The sequence below is a fragment of the Rhizobium sp. 22-785-1 genome, from assembly GCF_053521965.1.
Window position 1 is genome coordinate 16,560 of the sequence record NZ_JBNWDI010000005.1, and the last position, 17,837, is coordinate 34,396.

At 60.9% G+C, this 17,837-nt stretch carries 15 protein-coding genes and 1 riboswitch; of the genes, 9 read left to right on the forward strand and 6 right to left on the reverse strand.

From position 1 onward, the window contains the following. Positions 1-362: 362 nt before the first annotated feature. From modA to modC, 3 genes are all read left to right on the forward strand, one after another. On the forward strand, positions 363-1,157 hold the full coding sequence (gene modA / locus ACQZ5M_RS11690) for a molybdate ABC transporter substrate-binding protein (RefSeq protein ID WP_449079837.1): 795 nt from the start codon (positions 363-365) through the stop codon (positions 1,155-1,157). A 355-nt stretch (positions 1,158-1,512) separates the two neighbouring features. Next, complete coding sequence (gene modB, locus ACQZ5M_RS11695; RefSeq protein ID WP_449079838.1) at positions 1,513-2,214, forward strand: molybdate ABC transporter permease subunit; 702 nt, start codon at positions 1,513-1,515, stop codon at positions 2,212-2,214. Beyond that, complete coding sequence (modC, locus tag ACQZ5M_RS11700; RefSeq protein ID WP_449079951.1) at positions 2,211-3,284, forward strand: molybdenum ABC transporter ATP-binding protein; 1,074 nt, start codon at positions 2,211-2,213, stop codon at positions 3,282-3,284. The genes modB and modC overlap by 4 nt, the downstream gene beginning before the upstream one ends. Here the strand turns inward: modC and ACQZ5M_RS11705 are convergent. From ACQZ5M_RS11705 to thiC, 6 genes are all read right to left on the reverse strand, one after another. Then, positions 3,278-3,673: a winged helix-turn-helix domain-containing protein gene (locus tag ACQZ5M_RS11705; protein WP_449079839.1), complete on the reverse strand. Its 396-nt coding sequence runs from the start codon at positions 3,671-3,673 to the stop codon at positions 3,278-3,280. The two genes, modC and ACQZ5M_RS11705, sit on opposite strands and share 7 nt — an antisense overlap. Beyond that, on the reverse strand, positions 3,670-4,677 hold the full coding sequence (locus ACQZ5M_RS11710) for a P1 family peptidase (protein ID WP_449079840.1): 1,008 nt from the start codon (positions 4,675-4,677) through the stop codon (positions 3,670-3,672). Before ACQZ5M_RS11710 ends, ACQZ5M_RS11705 begins: the two co-directional genes overlap by 4 nt. A gap of 260 nt (positions 4,678-4,937) precedes the next feature. Beyond that, a complete protein-coding gene (locus ACQZ5M_RS11715) occupies positions 4,938-5,711 on the reverse strand; it encodes a thiazole synthase (RefSeq protein WP_449079841.1) in 774 nt (257 codons plus the stop codon). A gap of 3 nt (positions 5,712-5,714) precedes the next feature. Beyond that, positions 5,715-5,912 carry a sulfur carrier protein ThiS gene (thiS, locus tag ACQZ5M_RS11720; RefSeq protein WP_449079842.1) on the reverse strand — a complete coding sequence of 66 codons (198 nt, stop codon included), beginning with the start codon at positions 5,910-5,912 and terminating at the stop codon, positions 5,715-5,717. Continuing rightward, positions 5,881-6,876, reverse strand: a complete 996-nt coding sequence (gene thiO / locus ACQZ5M_RS11725; RefSeq protein WP_449079843.1) for a glycine oxidase ThiO — start codon at positions 6,874-6,876, stop codon at positions 5,881-5,883. Before thiO ends, thiS begins: the two co-directional genes overlap by 32 nt. A gap of 1 nt (position 6,877) precedes the next feature. Next, positions 6,878-8,701 (reverse strand): phosphomethylpyrimidine synthase ThiC, encoded by a 1,824-nt coding sequence (gene thiC / locus ACQZ5M_RS11730; RefSeq protein ID WP_449079844.1) that lies wholly within the window; start codon positions 8,699-8,701, stop codon positions 6,878-6,880. 107 nt (positions 8,702-8,808) lie between these two features. Continuing rightward, positions 8,809-8,920: riboswitch (TPP riboswitch) on the reverse strand. A gap of 177 nt (positions 8,921-9,097) precedes the next feature. On the opposite strand from thiC, the gene ACQZ5M_RS11735 reads away from it, so the two are divergent. The 6 genes from ACQZ5M_RS11735 to ACQZ5M_RS11760 all read left to right on the forward strand — a co-directional run bounded on the left by ACQZ5M_RS11735 (position 9,098) and on the right by ACQZ5M_RS11760 (position 17,802). Beyond that, complete coding sequence (locus tag ACQZ5M_RS11735; RefSeq protein WP_062424835.1) at positions 9,098-9,349, forward strand: acyl carrier protein; 252 nt, start codon at positions 9,098-9,100, stop codon at positions 9,347-9,349. Next, a complete protein-coding gene (locus ACQZ5M_RS11740; RefSeq protein ID WP_449079845.1) occupies positions 9,349-10,530 on the forward strand; it encodes an acyl-CoA dehydrogenase family protein in 1,182 nt (393 codons plus the stop codon). Before ACQZ5M_RS11735 ends, ACQZ5M_RS11740 begins: the two co-directional genes overlap by 1 nt. A 4-nt stretch (positions 10,531-10,534) precedes the next feature. Next, positions 10,535-11,446, forward strand: a complete 912-nt coding sequence (locus ACQZ5M_RS11745; RefSeq protein WP_449079846.1) for an amino acid--[acyl-carrier-protein] ligase — start codon at positions 10,535-10,537, stop codon at positions 11,444-11,446. A 16-nt stretch (positions 11,447-11,462) separates the two neighbouring features. Then, entirely contained in the window at positions 11,463-12,449 is a 987-nt protein-coding gene (locus ACQZ5M_RS11750) for a DUF1839 family protein (RefSeq protein WP_296076399.1), read from the forward strand. Continuing rightward, entirely contained in the window at positions 12,446-14,908 is a 2,463-nt protein-coding gene (locus ACQZ5M_RS11755) for a glycosyl hydrolase 2 galactose-binding domain-containing protein (RefSeq protein ID WP_296076403.1), read from the forward strand. Before ACQZ5M_RS11750 ends, ACQZ5M_RS11755 begins: the two co-directional genes overlap by 4 nt. 176 nt (positions 14,909-15,084) lie before the next feature. Further along, a complete protein-coding gene (locus ACQZ5M_RS11760) occupies positions 15,085-17,802 on the forward strand; it encodes an ABC transporter transmembrane domain-containing protein (protein ID WP_449079847.1) in 2,718 nt (905 codons plus the stop codon). Positions 17,803-17,837: the final 35 nt, after the last annotated feature.

Genomic DNA, 17,837 nt, shown 5'->3' on the forward strand with positions numbered 1-17,837 from the left:
GCCTAGCATAGGCAAGAGGAACGTCGTTCTCTAGTCCATGGAATCCTTTTGCATTAGCATTCAGGTTGGCTGAGAAGCGTTGGCAACATGATCAAGAACTGCGCCTCCGGGGACATGCCGTTTATCCAACGATTAACTTTCCGCCCGTGCCAATCTGGATGTCGAGAACGTGCTAAGGGCAGCCCGCCGCAGGGAAACTTCGACGAGCCACATTGTAAGACTTGTCTCTCAATAGGGCCGTCTAGGGCGCCTATATACTAAGTGCTCAGTGACAAGTCTCATAACGCTATATCCTTGCAAACATAACCCTCATCCATTACCACCGATATATCCAGCTAGATATCTCGCTTGAGGGCCGATCCATGACACTCCACCGCCGCATCATTCTGAAAGCCGCAGCATGGGCCATCGCCGCCGCATGCCTTGCGGCGCCTGTCCTTTCCTCCCCGGCGCTCGCTGCCGAGAAGGTCACTGTCTTTGCTGCGGCCAGCATGAAGAATGCGCTGGATGCGGCGAATGCCGAATTCGCCAAGGAGAATGGCGATGAGGTTGTGGTGTCCTATGCGGCGAGTTCGGCGCTGGCGAAGCAGGTGGAGGCGGGTGCGCCGGCGGATGTTTTCATCTCGGCGGATCTGGCCTGGATGGATTATCTGGCGGGCAAGGGGCTGATCAAGGCGGACACGCGGAGCAATCTTCTGGGTAACCGCCTCGTTCTGGTTGCGCCTGCGGCAAGTGCCAAGCCGGTGGAGATCAAGCCGGGGTTTGATCTTTCGGCTCTTATCGGCAATGGCAAGCTTGCCATGGGAGCGGTGGATTCCGTGCCGGCGGGCAAATATGGCAAGGCGGCGCTGGAGAAGCTCGGGGTTTGGTCCGCAGTTTCCGGCAAGGTGGCGGGGGCGGAAAGTGTGCGCGCAGCGTTGCTCCTGGTTTCGCGCGGGGAAGCGCCCTATGGCATCGTCTACCAGACGGATGCGGCGGCTGATCCCGGTGTGAAGATCGTCGGCACCTTTCCGCAAGATTCGCATCCGCCGATCATCTATCCCGTCGCAATCCTGAAGGATGCCAAAAGCCCGGCAGCGGCCGCCTATCTGGAATTTCTGAAATCGGCCAAGGCGGCACCCTTCTTCGAGGCCCAGGGCTTTACGGTTCTGAAGTAAGGCAGAGGCGCATAGTACGAAACGGCGCGACGGGCTGTCAGAGCCGCATCGCATCGGCTCTGACCGCGTTCGCGCCGAAACGCTGCTCGGCTTGGCTAGAAGCGTGTCGCGATCTTTCCGATTCGCTCCCTATGCTCCAGGCCCTTGTTTTGTCGCATGTCGTGATCGCAAAACCGCTGCACAGTCTTGCGTGGATCATGGTTCAGAACGGGCATCAAAACAAATCCTTAAAGCGAATCGCGCAAAGTTGCTCAGCGGTTTGCAAGAACGATAGGCGGTGAGATCGCAAGCGCCGGTCTCGCAAAGGTGGGAAGCCGCGTCGCGCGCCCCGGCGCTTAAGAACAGGAATGGCAGTTTGGACTGGTTATCGCTGAGTGCGGAAGAATGGACGGCGATACGGTTGAGCCTGTGGGTCTCGACCGTTGCCATGCTGGCAAGCCTTCCCTTCGGCATTCTGATTGCGCTGGCGCTGGCGCGCGGGCGGTTCTTCGGCAAGTCGCTGCTGAACGGCATCGTCCATCTGCCGCTGATCCTGCCGCCGGTCGTCACCGGCTTTCTGCTGCTGATCCTCTTTGGGCGCAAGGGCGTGATCGGCGCGTTTCTCGATCAGCATTTCGGCATCGTCTTTTCCTTCCGCTGGACGGGTGCGGCCCTTGCCTGCGCCATGATGGCCTTTCCGCTGATGGTGCGCTCCATTCGCCTGTCGATCGAGGCGGTGGATCGCAAGCTGGAGGAAGCGGCGGGAACGCTGGGCGCAAGCCCGCTCTGGGTGTTCCTGACGGTGACACTGCCGCTCACCCTTCCCGGCATCATTGCCGGCATGATCCTCGCCTTTGCCAAGGCGATGGGCGAGTTTGGCGCGACCATCACCTTCGTCTCCAACATTCCCGGCGAAACACAAACGCTCTCAGCCGCGATCTATAGCCTCACCCAGGTGCCGGGCGGCGATGCGGGCGCCATGCGCCTGACGCTGGTGGCGATCGTCATTTCCATGGTGGCGCTGCTGGCGTCGGAATGTCTGGCGCGCATGGTCGGCAGAAGGGTGGCCGGGCAATGACGCTGTCTTTCAACGCCCACCACAGGCTGGGCAGCTTCACGCTGGATGCCGCCTTTCGAGCAGACAAAGGCGTGACCGCGCTTTTCGGCCGCTCCGGCTCCGGCAAGACCTCGGTGATGCGCATCATTGCCGGGCTGGTGAAGCCGGATGAAGGGCGGATCGAACTGGATGGCACGGTGCTGGCGGATCGGCAAAAGCGCATCTTCACGCCCGCGCATAAAAGGCGCTTCGGCTATGTGTTTCAGGAAGCACGGCTTTTTCCGCATTTAAGCGTGGAGCAGAACCTGCATTATGGCCGCTGGTTTTCCGGTGGGGGTGCGGATGCGGCCGCCTCCGCCCGCGTCATCGAGATGCTCGGCATCGGCGCGCTGTTGCAGCGGCGGCCGGAAAAGCTCTCCGGTGGCGAAAAGCAGCGGGTGGCGATTGGCCGGGCGCTGCTCTCCTCCCCCCGCCTGCTGTTGATGGACGAGCCGCTGGCCGCCCTCGATGAGGCGCGCAAGGCCGAGATCATCCCCTATCTGGAGCGGCTGCGCGACGAGACGACCATCCCGATCCTTTATGTCAGCCACTCGGTGAGCGAAGTCTCGCGCCTGGCAGACCAGGTGGTGGTGATGAAGGATGGCCGGATCGATGCCGCTGGCCCGGCCTCGGACATCCTCTCCCAGCCCGCCTTCAGCACCTATCTGGAGCGGCGCGAAGCAGGCAGCATTCTCTCCGGCACGGTGGAGGCCTTCGATGCCGCACATCGGCTCGCAACCGTCCGGCTGGGTCAGACAACACTTCAGGTGCCCGCGCAAAGTGCCGAGCCCGGCAAGGCGGTGCGCGTGCATATTCCCGCAAGAGACGTGATGCTGGCAACGGTGCGACCGGAGGGGTTGAGTGCGCTCAACATTCTCGAAGGCCACGTGACAGGCATTACGCTTGCCGATGGCATGGCACTGGTGCAGGTGGCCTGCCACGGCACCCTCATCCAGTCGCGGCTAACAAGCCTTTCCATCGCACGGCTGTCGCTCAAAGCCGGAAGCCCGGTCTTCGCCATCGTCAAATCGGCGGCACTTGATCCCTATTGAGAGGGCACATCCTGCGTCTTGCGATCGTCGGCTGCGCGGTTGGCGTCCAGCCAGTCGAGATCGGCCTGCAGCGTGTCGCGCATCCGCGCTTCCATGCCGCGAAAGCGCGCCAGCAGCTCTTCGCCAAAAGGCGTCAGCCCCGCGCCGCCACCCTGCTTGCCGCCGCGCTGCGATTCGATCACCGGCTCTGTGAACATGTGGTTCAGCGCATCCACCAGCAGCCAAGCACGGCGATAAGACATGTCCATGGCCCGCCCCGCCGCAGAAATAGAGCCGGTGGCGACGATATGCTCCATCAGCTCAATCTTGCCGCGCCCCAGCCGCTCGCCCGGTGGAAAATCCACCCGCAGCACGGGTTTGAGCGGCGGGCGCGATGGCGTGTTACTCATGGCTCAGAGGCTCCGAAGCGATCCCGCCAGGAAGGTTGCGCGCCCTCATGGGGCAAAGCCGTGGCCTCGAACACGCCGCGCGCAATGGCACGCGCCATGACAAGAGTGGCGAGATGGCAGAGTTCAGCAAAATCGCTCGGCTGGGTGAGAGGCTTCCTGCCGGTGGCTGCGGCAAACATCGTGTCGCCATCGCTGGAAAGATGCGAAGGCAGCACGGCGCGCGCCAGCCCATCATGCGCCAGAATCGAAAGGCGATGCGCCTGCGCCTTCGTCAGCACTGCATCGGTGATCACCGCACCAATGGTGGTGGCCGTCAGCGTCACGCCCTTGATGCGAAGCGCCGTATCGGCCTGGCTGAACTGTGTTGGCAGGCCAAGCCCGCCAAATTCGCCATTCTGTTCAAAGGGGGCGGACCAGAAGTTTTGCGCGGTGCCGACCGTTGCCGAGCCCAAGGCATTGACGGCGACGATCCCAGCAATCCCGATACCGGTGGAGGTCTTGGCACTGGTGGAGCCCAGCCCGCCCTTCACCGTCGCGGTCGTGGCACCCGTTCCGGCCCCCACGGTGCCAAGCGCAAAGGGCCCGTGCGAAGCGGCCTTGAACGCCTCGTACCCCATGTCACGATAGGGCGAATGCAGCCCCCAATCCTTGTTGCCGCCATTCAAGAGATCCATCAGGATCGCCTGCGGCACGATCGGCACGCGGGTATTGCCCACCGGAAAGCCGCGCCCGGCCTGGCGCAATCCCGCCTGCACCCCACCTGCTGCATCGAGCCCAAAGGCCGATCCGCCGGAGAGTACGAAGGCATCCACCGCCTCAACCGTCATCGATGGATCGAGAAGCGCCGTGTCGCGCCCACCCGGCGCGCCACCCAGAACCGAGCCGGAAGCAATCGCAGGTTCATCGAAAACAATGGCTGTCACGCCGGAGCCAAGCGTAAGATCGGTGGCATGGCCCACCGCAACACCATCAATATCGATCAGCAGATTGTGCAAGGGCGGCATTCCTTCTGTTGTCCTGCCGGTATCCCGCTGTGGGGCGGTGTTGTCAATTGCGGGATAGTCACTGTTGCCGGGGGTCAGCCTCACCCGCCCTCATTCCTGTGCTTGTCATAGGAATCCAGTCAGACCAAGTCTTTGGTCTGAAGGGGCTTTTCTCGTCGCGCAGACGCGCGCCAGCTGGATTCCTGTGACAAGCACAGGAATGAGGAGAGGAGGAGACCTCGCGCAAAACATGACAAGGGTGCCACCCCCTTACCAAGCCCTCACGAAAACACCGCCGTCCCGATCACCGGCGTGGACGGCACCGCCATGTCGCGCGGCTCCAGCATGCCGGAAAGATAGGCCTCGCGCCCTGCTGTCACCGCTTTCGCAAACGCACCGGCCATGATCACCGGGTTGCCGGCACCGGCCACCGCCGTATTGAGCAGCACCGCATCATAGCCAAGCTCCATCACCGTTGCCGCATGCGATGGACGGCCAAGGCCGGCATCGACGATCATCGGCACATCGGGAAAATGTGCCCGCATGGATTTGAGCGCGGTCAGGTTCAGCGGGCCCATGGCGCTGCCGATCGGTGCGCACCAGGGCATCAGCACCTTGCAGCCCGCATCGATCAGCCTTTCCGCCACCACCAGATCGTCGGTCGTATAGGGGAACACCTCGAAACCCTCGTCTGAGAGAATGCGGGCCGCCTCCACCAGCGCGAAGACATCTGGTTGCAGTGTGTCGTGATGGCCGATCACCTCCAGCTTGATCCAGTTGGTCTTGAACACCTCGCGCGCCATCTTCGCCGTCAGCACCGCTTCCTTGGCGGTATGGCAGCCTGCGGTATTGGGCAGGATGAGGCGGTCGAGTTCGCGGATCATCTCGAAGAAATGCCCGCCCTTTTTGCCGCCTGCCGTTTCACGCCGCAGCGAAATGGTGAGGATATCGGTCCTGCTGGCGCGAACGGCATCCGCCAGAACGGCGGGCGACGGATAGCGAGCAGTACCCAGCAACAGCCGTGAGCTGACGTCGCGATCATACAATCGAAGCATGGTTCATCCTCCCTGCATCGGGGAAAGGATTTCGATCCGGTCGCAATCCTTCAATTGAAACTTGGGGCGATCCTCCGCATGGACGAGATCGCCATTGACCGCAGTCGCCAGCCAGTCACCCTCGTAATCGAGGATTGAGAGCAGTTCAGACAGCGTGGCGGCGGAAAGATCATGCACTTCGCCGTTGACGTGGATCCGCATGGGACACCTCCTTTTGTTCGATGAAATCGGCAGCCTGCCGCGCCATGGCGGGCGAAAGCAGGAAGCCGTGCCGGTGCGCGCCATTGATTGAGAGCGTCTTGCCATCCTCAACGATGCGCGGAAGATTGTCGGGAAAGGCAGGCCGGATGCCGGTTCCGGTTTCGATGATCTGCGCTTCGCCGAAAGACGGATGCAGCGCATAAGCAGCGTTCAAGAACTCCATCATCGAGCGGGCAGAAATCGGCCCCGCCTCCTCCGTCTCGATCATCGTTGCCCCCACCATGAAGCGCCCCGGCTCACGCGGGACGATGTAGAGCGGGATGCGCGGATGCAGGAGCCGCACCGGGCGCGATAGCGAAACCTCACTCGTGGCGAGATAGAGCATTTCGCCACGCACGCCCCGAAGCTCTGAGAGCGAGCCGACCTGCGCGTGGCCGGTGCAATCGACGATGCGATCGAACCCGCCTTCATCGGGTGGCTCACCGCCCAGATGGAAGGCGACACCGTGTTCCAGCAAACGCCGATGCAGCGCCGCCATCGCCAGTCTCGGGTCGAGATGGCCCTCGCCCTCGAAAAACAGCCCATGGCGGAAGCGCCCGGCGAGGTCCGGCTCGAGTGTGGCAATATCATCCTCATCCACCAGCCGGTAGCCGCTGGTGCGCGACGCAAAGCGGGTGAGTTCCGCCTTGTCCCGCGCGGATGCGACCACCAGCGTGCCGTGGCTTGTGACGAGGCCGGGTGCGGCCTCCTCCCACCAGTCGAGTGCAGTTTGGCCGAGATCGAGCACCGCCTGCTCGGCGCTCTCCCTTTCGCACCAGGGCGCCAGCATGCCGCCGGCAAACCAGGATGCGCCCTTGCCGATCTGAGCGGCGGTGTCGAACACCGTTACCGCAAGACCGCGCCGCGTCAGCTCAAGAGCAGCCGTCAGACCGGCAACGCCTGCGCCTTTGATCAGGATGCGCATCTCATTCACCGGCCACGGGCTTTTCCAGCGGCATGTAGAGATCGCCACCCTGACGGAATTTCTCCGCCATGGCCTCCAGCCCCTCCTTCTGGGCTTCTGCGCGGATATCATGGGAAATGCGCATGGAGCAGAATTTGGGTCCGCACATGGAGCAGAAATGCGCGACCTTGTGCGCTTCCTTCGGCAACGTCTCGTCGTGATAGGAGCGCGCCGTTTCCGGATCGAGCGACAGGTTGAACTGATCTTCCCAGCGGAATTCGAAGCGGGCGCGCGACAGCGCATCGTCACGCACCTGCGCTGCCGGATGCCCCTTGGCGAGATCGGCGGCGTGTGCGGCGATCTTGTAGGTGATGACGCCCACCTTCACGTCGTTGCGGTCGGGCAGGCCCAGATGCTCCTTCGGCGTAACATAGCAAAGCATCGCCGTGCCGAACCAGCCGATCATCGCCGCCCCGATGCCCGACGTGATATGGTCGTAGCCGGGGGCGATATCGCTGGTCAGCGGCCCCAGCGTGTAGAAGGGCGCCTCGCCGCAGGTCTTCAGCTGCTTGTCCATGTTTTCCTTGATCTTGTGCATCGGCACATGGCCGGGGCCTTCGATCATCACCTGGCAATCCTTCGCCCAGGCGATCTGCGTCAATTCGCCCAGCGTCTCGAGCTCGGCAAACTGCGCGGCATCATTGGCATCGGCAATCGAGCCCGGACGCAGTCCGTCCCCCAGTGAAAACGACACGTCGTAGGCGCGACAAATGTCGCAAATCTCGTCGAAATGCTCGTAGAGGAAGCTTTCCTTGTGGTGGTGCAGACACCACTTGGCCATGATCGATCCGCCGCGCGAGACGATGCCGGTGACGCGATTGACGGTCAGCGGAATGTAGTGCAGGCGAACGCCCGCATGGATGGTGAAGTAATCGACGCCCTGCTCGGCCTGCTCGATCAGCGTATCGCGAAACACCTCCCAGGTCAGATCCTCGGCAATGCCGTTGACCTTCTCCAGCGCCTGATAGAGCGGCACCGTGCCGATCGGCACCGGAGAATTGCGGATGATCCATTCGCGGATATTGTGAATGTTGCGCCCGGTGGAAAGGTCCATCACCGTATCGGCACCCCAGCGCGTGGCCCAGACCATCTTTTCCACCTCTTCCGCCATGGAGGAGGTGACGGCGGAGTTGCCGATATTGGCGTTGATCTTCACCAGAAAATTCCGCCCGATGATCATCGGCTCGGCTTCCGGGTGGTTGATATTGGAGGGGATGATGGCGCGACCGGAGGCCACTTCCTGACGGACGAATTCCGGCGTGACGTGATCTGGAATATGCGCGCCGAAGCTTTCGCCATCGCGCACAAGCTTCTCCCGCGCCGCCTCGCGTCCGAGATTTTCGCGGATGGCGATATATTCCATCTCCGGCGTGATGATGCCCGCCCGCGCATAGGCCAGCTGGGTGACGGCCTTCCCACCCTTGGCCCGCAGCGGCTGGTTGCGCACGGGAAATTCCGGCGTCAGCCGCTCGCCGGTGGCAAAGCCATTGTCTTCCGGCTTCACATGCCGGCCCTCATAGGCTTCGACATCGCCACGTGCGATAACCCATTCTTGGCGATGACGCGGCAGACCGGCATCGATGTTCACCAGATGCGAGGGATCGGTATAGGGACCGGAGGAATCATAGACCGTGACCGGCGGTTCGCCAGCGGTGGGATGGACCGCAATTTCGCGCATCGGCACGCGGATATACGGGTGAAGAACGCCCGGCTTGTACACCTTGGTGGAGGCCGGCAACGGACCGGTGGTAACGGTTGGGGTGAGGTTTTTAGCGGCAATGTTCATCGTGAGGCTCCAAAGCAAAACAGTGGAGACCCAGTTCGAGCATGAAGACGAAAAGCGCGGGGATAGACGTGATGACGGTTCCCCGGCGTGAAGCCGGTTCTGCCAGAATGCCCGCGTTTGCACCGTCCCTACGCCAGTATGAACTGGATCAGGTTCAACGGGTCACTGCGCGCTCTAGCAGTATCTCAGCCCCTTGCCGGGACCCCCCTGGTGAATGCCGCAATCAAAGACCCGATAACGCCGATTGTCAAGCTGGCCGTGGGCGCCCCAAAAAAGCTGAATAGCGCGCAAAGCAATGTCACCGGATATTAACCGCTCCACTTATGACAATGTTATTTTTTTAAATGTAACCACAAATGACGCTATGATGGCTCTAGTTTAGGGAGATGAGCTCAGATGAATTCTACTATCCGTGACGTGCTGGCAAAGTTTGGCCAGCTTCCCGTTTCCGTCGACACGCTTGCCGACGATGCCGATCTTTATGCGGCGGGCCTTTCCTCCTTCGCCTCCGTGCAATTGATGCTTGGCCTCGAAGAAGCCTTCGACATCGAGTTTCCCGACAGCATGCTGAACCGCAAGTCCTTTGCCAGCATCGCCGCCATCGAAACCACGGTCAAAGCCATCCTCGACGGGAAAGAGGCCGCCTGATGAACCTCGCCGTCGCGCCTCACCGTGAAGCACTGAGCGCCAGGGCGGCGCGGGTGGCGGCGATTGCCGCAAAACATGCCGACGTGGTGGATACCGAAGGCCGCTTCCCGAAGGAGGCTGTTGACGCGCTTCGGCAGGAAAAACTGCTCGGCATTCAAGTTCCCGTTCACATGGGTGGCGAAGGCGCCACCATGCTGGAGCTTGCCGATATCTGCTCCATTCTCGGCCAGGCCTGTTCGGCAACGGCGATGATTTACGCTATGCACCACATCAAGGCCTCGAGCCTTGTGGAGCATGGCGAAGACAGCCAATGGCACAGCGCGTTCATGCGCCGCCTGGCAAACGAACAATTGCTGCTTGCCTCCGCCACCACCGAAGGCGGCATTGGCGGCAATCTTCGCAATTCCATCTGCGCCATCGAAGTGGATGGTGACATCTGCCGCCTGGAAAAGGACGCGACCGTCATTTCCTATGGCAGCGAAGCCGATGCCATTCTCATCACCTCGCGTTCCCACAAGGATGCCGCTCCCTCCGACCAGGTGATGACGGTGTTTCTGAAGCACCAGTACAGCCTGGAGCGCACCCACGTCTGGGATACGCTCGGCATGCGCGGCACCCGCTCCGACGGCTTCCTCTTCAAGGGCGAGGCTCCGGCGGAACAGATTTTCCCCAAGCCCTTTGCCGAAATCGCGGCCCAATCCATGCTCGCCACCTCGCATCTTCTGTGGAGCGGCGTGTGGTACGGCATCGCATCCGACGCGGTGGCACGGGCGCAGAGCTTCGTGCGCGCAGCGGCGCGCAAATCGCCAGGCTCCGCACCGCCGGGCGCCCTGCGACTGGCCGAAGTGTCGAACAAGCTGCAGATCGTCAAATCCAACGTGATTGCTGGCATCAAGGCCTATGACGAGACGAGAGCCGACCCGGACAAGCTGATGTCGATGGGCTTTGCTATTGCCATGAACAACGTCAAGATCTGCTCGTCCGAGACCATTCTGGAAATCATCGACCATGCCCTGCTGATCTGCGGCATTATGGGTTACAAGAACGGCACGCCATACAGCCTCGGCCGCCATCTGCGCGACGCGCATTCCGCCCGGCTAATGATTTCCAACGATCGAATCCTGAGCAATTCCGCCAATCTCCTGCTGGTTCAGAAGCAGGATACGAGCCTTCTGAGGTAGGACCATGGACGCACAAACATCTTTCCTCGACAGGCTCTTCGACAAGGGTTTGCTCATCGATACCGGCGTGGACGGTCTCTATGGCCGCAGCGGTCAGTTCGAAGACGTGATCACCGGTCTTGAAAGCCTGGTCAGCAAGGTGGGCGCCGGCGACAAGGCCGAAGCGATCCGCTTTCCGCCCGGCATCAACCGCGCCTATTTCGAAAAAAGCGGCTACATGAAGAGCTTCCCGCAGCTTGCCGGTACCGTCCATTCCTTCTGCGGCTGCGAACTTGACCACATCAATTTGCTGAAGTGCATGGATGAGGGCGGCGATCACTGGGCGAAAGACCAGAAGATCACCGATATCGTGCTCACACCGGCCGCCTGCTATCCGCTTTATCCGACCATTGCCAAGCGCGGCAATCTGCCCGATGGCGGCGGTCTCTACGACATCCAGTCCTACTGCTTCCGCCATGAGCCTTCCAAGGACCCGGCGCGCCAGCAGCTCTTCCGCATGCGCGAATATGTGCGCATGGGCACCGAAAGCGACGTCACCGATTTCCGCCAACTGTGGATGGATCGCGGCGTGGCCATGATGGAAGGCATCGGCCTCGACGTGAAGCTCGATATCGCCAACGATCCCTTCTTCGGACGCGCAGGCCGTATGCTGGCCAACAACCAGCGTGACCAGAACCTGAAGTTCGAGCTGCTGATCCCGGTCACATCGACGACCAATCTGACCGCCTGCATGAGCTTCAACTACCACCAGGACGCTTTCGGTGCGAAATGGGGTCTCAATCTCGCGGACGGCTCTGTCGCCCACACCGCCTGCGTCGGCTTCGGCCTGGAGCGACTGGCGCTGGCACTGTTTGCCAAGCATGGGCTCGATGTCGATCAATGGCCGCAGTCGGTTCGCGACACGCTGTGGAACTGAGGCCTAAGAGGTACGCATGACGGCAATTTTTCCGGCCTTGAGCCCTGAGAGCCATGTCCCTCACCTGCTCCACGCATCCGACAGGATGTGGCCGGAAACCAATTGCTTTGTCGATCTATGGATCGAGCTTGTGGCCTCGTGCGGCCTGCCGCCGGAAGCCATGTTCGGCTTTACCCTGACGCAGGACTTCGAGGGCGACCACTTCACCTTCTTCAAGATGCCGCTCGAAGATCTCGACGCACTTTACGGCATCCGCTCGACAGAGCTTGCGATGTTCGACGACGTCGAAACCCATATCGAAACGCAGCTGAAGCGCGGCCGCATTTCCCTGATCGAGGTGGACAGCTTCTACCTGCCGGATACCCATGGGGTCGGTTACCGAAACGATCACGGCAAGACGACGATTGCCATCAACCGCATCGATCGCGCCAATCTCACGCTCGACTATTTTCACAATGCCGGCTACTTCGCGCTGGAAGGCGAGGACTATGCGGGCGTGTTCCAGCACCATCTGAAAGAGGGCGAACCGCCCTTCCTGCCCTATGCGGAATTCGCCAAATTCCCGGAAAAGCCGGTGTCTGATGAGCGACGTCGCGTGGTCGCCGAACGCCTGCTGGTGCAGCATTTTTCCAGGCGACCGGCGGACAACCCGATCCGCGCTTTTGCGCAGGTCTTCCCCGCACAGGTCGAGAAGGTCGCCGATCGGCCCTTCGGCTTCTTCCACAAATATGCGTTCAACACGCTGCGGCAATTGGGCGCCAATTTCGAGCTGGCGGCAAGCCATCTGCAATGGCTGCGCGGCGCGCAGGCTTTCGATGATGCCGCGTGGCAGGCCCTGAAGATTGCCGAAGTGGCGAAGACCGTGCAGTTCCAGCTGGCACGCGCCGTTGCGCGGCGCAAGTTCGAACCGCTCGCAACCGTTCTCGATCCGGCGGCTGATGCCTGGGATCTACTGATGGCAAAGCTCGACGCGACACTCGATCACACGAGCGAAGCGGCGTGACGCGCCATATCCGACATGACGCCCTTCCCGGCCGGTTTCTGACGGAAGGCTGGCGGCTGACGCTGTCAGAGGCCAATGTCTTCGCACGCCCGTCTGACATCCCCGCAGACGCCGACACCATAGCCGCCCCCGTTCCCGGAACCGTGGCCGAGGCACTGGAGAATGCGGGCCAGTTCGACCGTTACAATCCAAAGCCGCTCAACCATCTCGATGCATGGTACCGGGTGAGGCTGGAAACGGGCGAACCGCAGACCGCGGCACTTCATTTCGATGGCCTTGCCACCATTGCCGAAGTGTATCTGAATGACGAGATCGTCGCGCATTCGCAGAGCATGTTCGAAGCGCTTGAGGTCAATGTCGAGCTTTCCGGCACCGACGAACTGGCGATCTGCTTCCGCGCCTTGAAACCGCATCTGGAAAAGACTGGCCCTCGCGCCCGCTGGCGTCCGCAGATGATGTCGACCCAGGGGCTTCGCCTGATCCGCACCACGGCGCTCGGTTACATGCCGGGCTGGTGCCCGGAGATCCACGCTGCAGGGCCATGGCGGTCGATCCGGCTGGTGCGCGATGGCGAAGCGAATTTCGACATTGCTGCTTTCGCCACCGAACTGACGGAAGACGGAACGGGCGTCATTCGCCTGAGCATCGCGGCGGCGGCCTCCCATGTGGAGATCGGCTGCAACGGAACATGGCAGGCCCTTTCGTCTTCCGGCGACGGCATCTTTGCCGGAGAGTTCCGCCTTTATGGCATCGCGCCCTGGTGGCCCGCCACCCATGGCACACCCGCCCTGCATGAGGTGAGCCTGCGCATCGACGGCAAGACCCATACACTCGGCAAGACCGGCTTTCGCCGTATCGAGATCGATCATGGGACGGATGGCAAAGGTTTTGGCCTCAAGATCAATGGCGTGGCCACCTTCTGCCGAGGTGCCGTCTGGTCCAATGCCGATATCGTCCGGCTTCCCGGCAGCACCGAAGATTACGAAAAGTGGCTGCGCCTTGCAGCGGAAGCAGGCATGAACATGATCCGCATTGGCGGCACCATGGCCTATGAGACGCGGGACTTTTTCCGGCTCTGCGATGAGCTTGGCCTGATGGTCTGGCAGGACATGATGCTCGCCAATTTCGATTACCCGGCCAAGGACGAAAACTTCGTCTCCCATATCGAGAAGGAAACGGGGGACCTTCTGGCAAATGCGGCGCTGTCCCCTTCGCTCATCGTCATCTGCGGCGGCAGCGAAATCTATCAGCAGGGCGCGATGCTCGGCCTCGGCGAAACCTTCTGGAAAGGTCCGCTGACCGAAGAGATGCTGCCGCGCTTCGTCAAAGCCCGCCGCCCGGATGTCGCCTATGTGCCGAACTCGCCCTTTGGCGGCGCACAGCCCTTCTTCACCGATGAAAAGGTCGGCCATTATTATGGCGTCGGCGCCTATTGCCGACCGCTGGAGGATGCGCGTCGCGCCGATGTCCGCTTTGCTGGCGAGTGCCTCGCCTTCGCCAATGCGGCGCAGCAGAAGACGCTTGATCGGCACCTTCCCGTTGCCGCCGTTCATCATCCGGTGTGGAAAGCCCGCGTGCCGCGCGATCGCGGTGCCTCCTGGGATTTCGAGGATGTGCGCGACCATTATCTCCAGCTCCTCTATGACCTCGACCCGTCGCGGACGCGGCGCGAGGATGGCGAGCGCTATCTCGACCTCTCGCGGGCGGCGGTTGCCGAGGTGATGGAAGCGACCTATGGCGAGTGGCGGCGCAACGGCTCCTCCTGCCAGGGTGCCATGGTGCTGACCCTTCAGGATCTTGTACCGGGTGCGGGCTGGGGCGTGATCGATTCCACCGGCGAACCGAAGTCGGCCTGGTACGGGCTGAAGCGCGCATTTCGCCCGGTACAGCTGATCCTGACCGATGAAGGGACCAACGGGCTTGCCGTCCATCTCGTCAACGAGACGGCGGAAAGCCGCAAGCTCACCGTCGAACTCGCCTGCCTGCGCGATGGCCTGCAACCCGTCGTCCGCGGCCAGAAGCAACTCGATCTCGCACCGCGATCCAAGACAAGCCTTGCCGCCACCGATTGCTTTGGCGCATTCTTCGACACGACCTATGCCTATCGCTTCGGCCCACCTGCCCACGATGTGACGGTTGCAAGGCTGAAGAACGCTGTGACGGGAGAGCTGATTGCCGAAGCCTTCCACTTTCCACGCGGCCGCAGCGCGGCGTTGCATGCCGCAAACCTGACGGCAGCGACAGAGCAAAAGAACGGGCAATGGTTCCTGACCCTGACCACGGATCGGCTGGCCCAGTCGGTCAATATCAGTGCCGATGGCTTCCGCCCAGCCGATGACTGGTTCCATCTGGCTCCCGGTGAGGCCAAGACCATCGCACTGATCGCTGAGGAGAATGCCCCTGCCGAGCCCCATGGCGAAATCCGGTCGCTCGGCTCACGCCTGCATTTTGGCTTCTAATAAAAAAGTTTCGCTTCCCTACGCGATATTGTAGGGAAGCGGCTTGTTTCACCACTATGTGAACCACCATATCCTATCCCCGTTTCAGCGCTCTGCTTCCCCCTCCAGAGCCGCTTTGACGCCAGCATGAACATCCATTACCTTCCACTTTATCCGGCACGGCATAGAAGTCCTCGATGGAAAAAAGTCTGACGCGTTACATCTGGACGCATACCAAGAAGCAGCAGCTTTTCATTCTGCTGATCGTGGCGCTGTCGATGATCCCGTACTTCCTGGCCTTCGATCTGCCCAAGCAGATCGTCAACGGGCCGATCCAGGGCGATGGCTTCGAAGGCGCCAACGCCACGCAGCTTTTCATGCATTTGACGCTTAACCTGCCTTACTTCGGCACGGTCACACTTTTTCCGGGTATCGAGCTGAACCGCATGGCCACCCTGATGGGCCTCAGCCTCACCTTCCTGGCGCTGGTCATCATCAACGGCCTCTTCAAATATTACATCAACACCTATAAGGGCCGACTTGGCGAGCGCCTGCTGCGCCGCATCCGCTTCCAGCTGATCGACCGGGTCCTGCGCTTTCCGCCCACGCATTTCAAGCGCGTCAAGGGCGCGGAAATCTCCAGCATGATCAAGGACGAGGTGGAGCCACTCGGCGGCTTTACCGGCGACGCCTTCGTCCAGCCGGCGCTGCTCGGCGGCCAGGCGCTGTCGGCACTCTTCTTCATTCTCGTGCAGAATTTCTGGCTCGGCATGATTGCCGCTTTCATGGCCGCCATTCAGGTGGGCATCATCCCGAAAATGCGCCGCCGCCTGATCGATCTTGGACGCCAGAGACAGCTGACCGCGCGCGAGCTTGCCGGTCGCATCGGAGAAATGGTCGATGGCATCGGCACCATCCACGCCTATGACACCTCGAACTACGAACGCGCCGATGCCGGCCAGCGTCTCGGCCAGATCTTCAAGATCCGATACGACCTTTATCAGTGGAAATTTCTGGTCAAGTTCATCAACAACTTCCTGGCGCAGCTGACGCCCTTCTTCTTCTACGCAGTCGGCGGTTACCTGACGCTGCGCGGCAGCCTCGATGTCGGTCAGCTCGTTGCCGTGATCAACGCCTACAAGGAACTGCCAGGACCACTGAAAGAGCTGATCGATTGGGATCAGGCCCGCCAGGACGTGCAGGTGAAATACGAACAGGTCTTCGAGCAGTTCGATTCTCCAAGCATGATCGACCCCAAAATCCAGGATCTGTCTCCGGCGGCAGCTGCCGCGATCACAGGCCCGATCGTCATTTCCGCACTTTCGCTCGATGACGACAGCGGGACGCGCCTCCTCGATCAGGCAACACTTACCATCAATCCCGGAGAAACCGTGGCGATCGTAGGCAGTGCCGGTGGCGAAGCCCTGGCAGATGCCCTGGGACGCACGCTCTGGCCAACATCGGGCAAGATTTCCATCGGCGATACAGATTTCCACGATCTGCCCGAATCCGTCACCGGACGGCGCATTTCATACGTCTCGGCCGACAGCTACTTCTTCCACGCAAGCCTGAAGGACAATCTTCTCTACGGATTGAAGCATGCGCCCCTCAAACCCAAGCAGTATGAAGGGACTGAACTCGAGCACCGAAAATGGGAAGTCCGCGAGGCCAAGCTTGCCGAGAACCCGGACATGGATCTGAACGGCGACTGGATCGATTACGAGTCGAGCCCGGCAGGCCGCGAGGACCCGGAGCAATTTCTCAAATCCATGCTCGCCGTTTTGGACACTGTTCAGCTTTCGCCGGACATTCTGGAATTTGCGCTCCGCTCCTCCATCGATCCAATGAGCGACCTGCATCTGGCAACCCGCATCGTCGAACTGCGCCGGACGCTGCGCAGCGAGTTGGAGCGGGAAAACCTCTCTGGTCTCATCGTTCCCTTCGAGCCGGACAGCTACAACACCGAAGCGACCGTCGGAGAAAACATCCTGTTCGGCACGATGCGCGATGCGCAGACCGGCAGCAGCAAAATCATCGAAAGCAAGTATTTCCTGTCGCTCATGCGCGGAACGGGCCTTTCCAAAACGCTCTTCGACATGGGTTATACGATCGCCGAGAACATCGTCGAAATCTTCTCCGATCTGCCGCCTGATCATCCGCTCTATCAGCAGCTGACCTTCATGACCGCGGATGACATTCCAAACTATCAGCAGATCCTGCAGCGCCTGCAGGGCAAGCATTACGATGATGCGAACGAGGCAGACCGCCGTGCCATGATCCGCCTCAGCTTCTTCTATGTCGAACCAAGACAGCGTTTCGGCCTTCTGACACCGGAAGTGATGAACCGCATCGTCGAAGTGCGCCACATGTTCCACGAGAACCTGCCCGAAGAACTGCGCGACGTCATTGAGCCTTACGATCCCGATCAGTATGCCGCATCGACCAGCCTGCTCGACAACATCCTCTTCGGCAAGGTGAGCCATCGCTACACCGACGCCTCGCGCCGTATCACCCGGCTTGTGGCCGATGCCATGCGCAAGCAGGGTGTCTATGAGCGGGTTCTCGCCGTGGGGCTTGACTTCAATCTCGGTGCCGGCGGCAAGCGTCTTGGGCCATTGCAGCGCCAGAAGCTCAATCTCGCGCGCGCCTTGATGCGGCGCTCGGATTATTACGTGCTCAACCGTCCGCTACCGGGTCTCGACCATCGCCTGCAGCAGGAAATCGTCGATAACGTCATTGCCTTCCTGAGAAGAGACGGCGCAAATCCTGCAGTTCTGTGGGTCTTGTCAAATCCGTCGCTTTCCAAGATGTTCGATAGAGTTATCGTCGTTAACCACGGTACAATTGTCGCAGACGGATCATACGAGACTCTTGTGGAAGAAAACGGTACATTCAAGGAAATGATCGCTGCGTGACATGTCGCGGGCACACGACAGCAACGTGAATCGGT

Bases quoted from the DNA above. Each gene is read 5' to 3' on its own strand.
- modA (WP_449079837.1), top strand. From the start codon at position 363: ATGACACTCCACCGCCGCATCATTCTGAAAGCCGCAGCATGGGCCATC.
- modC (WP_449079951.1), top strand. From the start codon at position 2,211: ATGACGCTGTCTTTCAACGCCCACCACAGGCTGGGCAGCTTCACGCTG.
- ACQZ5M_RS11705 (WP_449079839.1), bottom strand. From the start codon at position 3,673: ATGAGTAACACGCCATCGCGCCCGCCGCTCAAACCCGTGCTGCGGGTG.
- ACQZ5M_RS11710 (WP_449079840.1), bottom strand. From the start codon at position 4,677: ATGCCGCCCTTGCACAATCTGCTGATCGATATTGATGGTGTTGCGGTG.
- ACQZ5M_RS11715 (WP_449079841.1), bottom strand. From the start codon at position 5,711: ATGCTTCGATTGTATGATCGCGACGTCAGCTCACGGCTGTTGCTGGGT.
- thiS (WP_449079842.1), bottom strand. From the start codon at position 5,912: ATGCGGATCCACGTCAACGGCGAAGTGCATGATCTTTCCGCCGCCACG.
- thiO (WP_449079843.1), bottom strand. From the start codon at position 6,876: ATGCGCATCCTGATCAAAGGCGCAGGCGTTGCCGGTCTGACGGCTGCT.
- thiC (WP_449079844.1), bottom strand. From the start codon at position 8,701: ATGAACATTGCCGCTAAAAACCTCACCCCAACCGTTACCACCGGTCCG.
- ACQZ5M_RS11735 (WP_062424835.1), top strand. From the start codon at position 9,098: ATGAATTCTACTATCCGTGACGTGCTGGCAAAGTTTGGCCAGCTTCCC.
- ACQZ5M_RS11740 (WP_449079845.1), top strand. From the start codon at position 9,349: ATGAACCTCGCCGTCGCGCCTCACCGTGAAGCACTGAGCGCCAGGGCG.
- ACQZ5M_RS11745 (WP_449079846.1), top strand. From the start codon at position 10,535: ATGGACGCACAAACATCTTTCCTCGACAGGCTCTTCGACAAGGGTTTG.
- ACQZ5M_RS11750 (WP_296076399.1), top strand. From the start codon at position 11,463: ATGACGGCAATTTTTCCGGCCTTGAGCCCTGAGAGCCATGTCCCTCAC.
- ACQZ5M_RS11760 (WP_449079847.1), top strand. From the start codon at position 15,085: ATGGAAAAAAGTCTGACGCGTTACATCTGGACGCATACCAAGAAGCAG.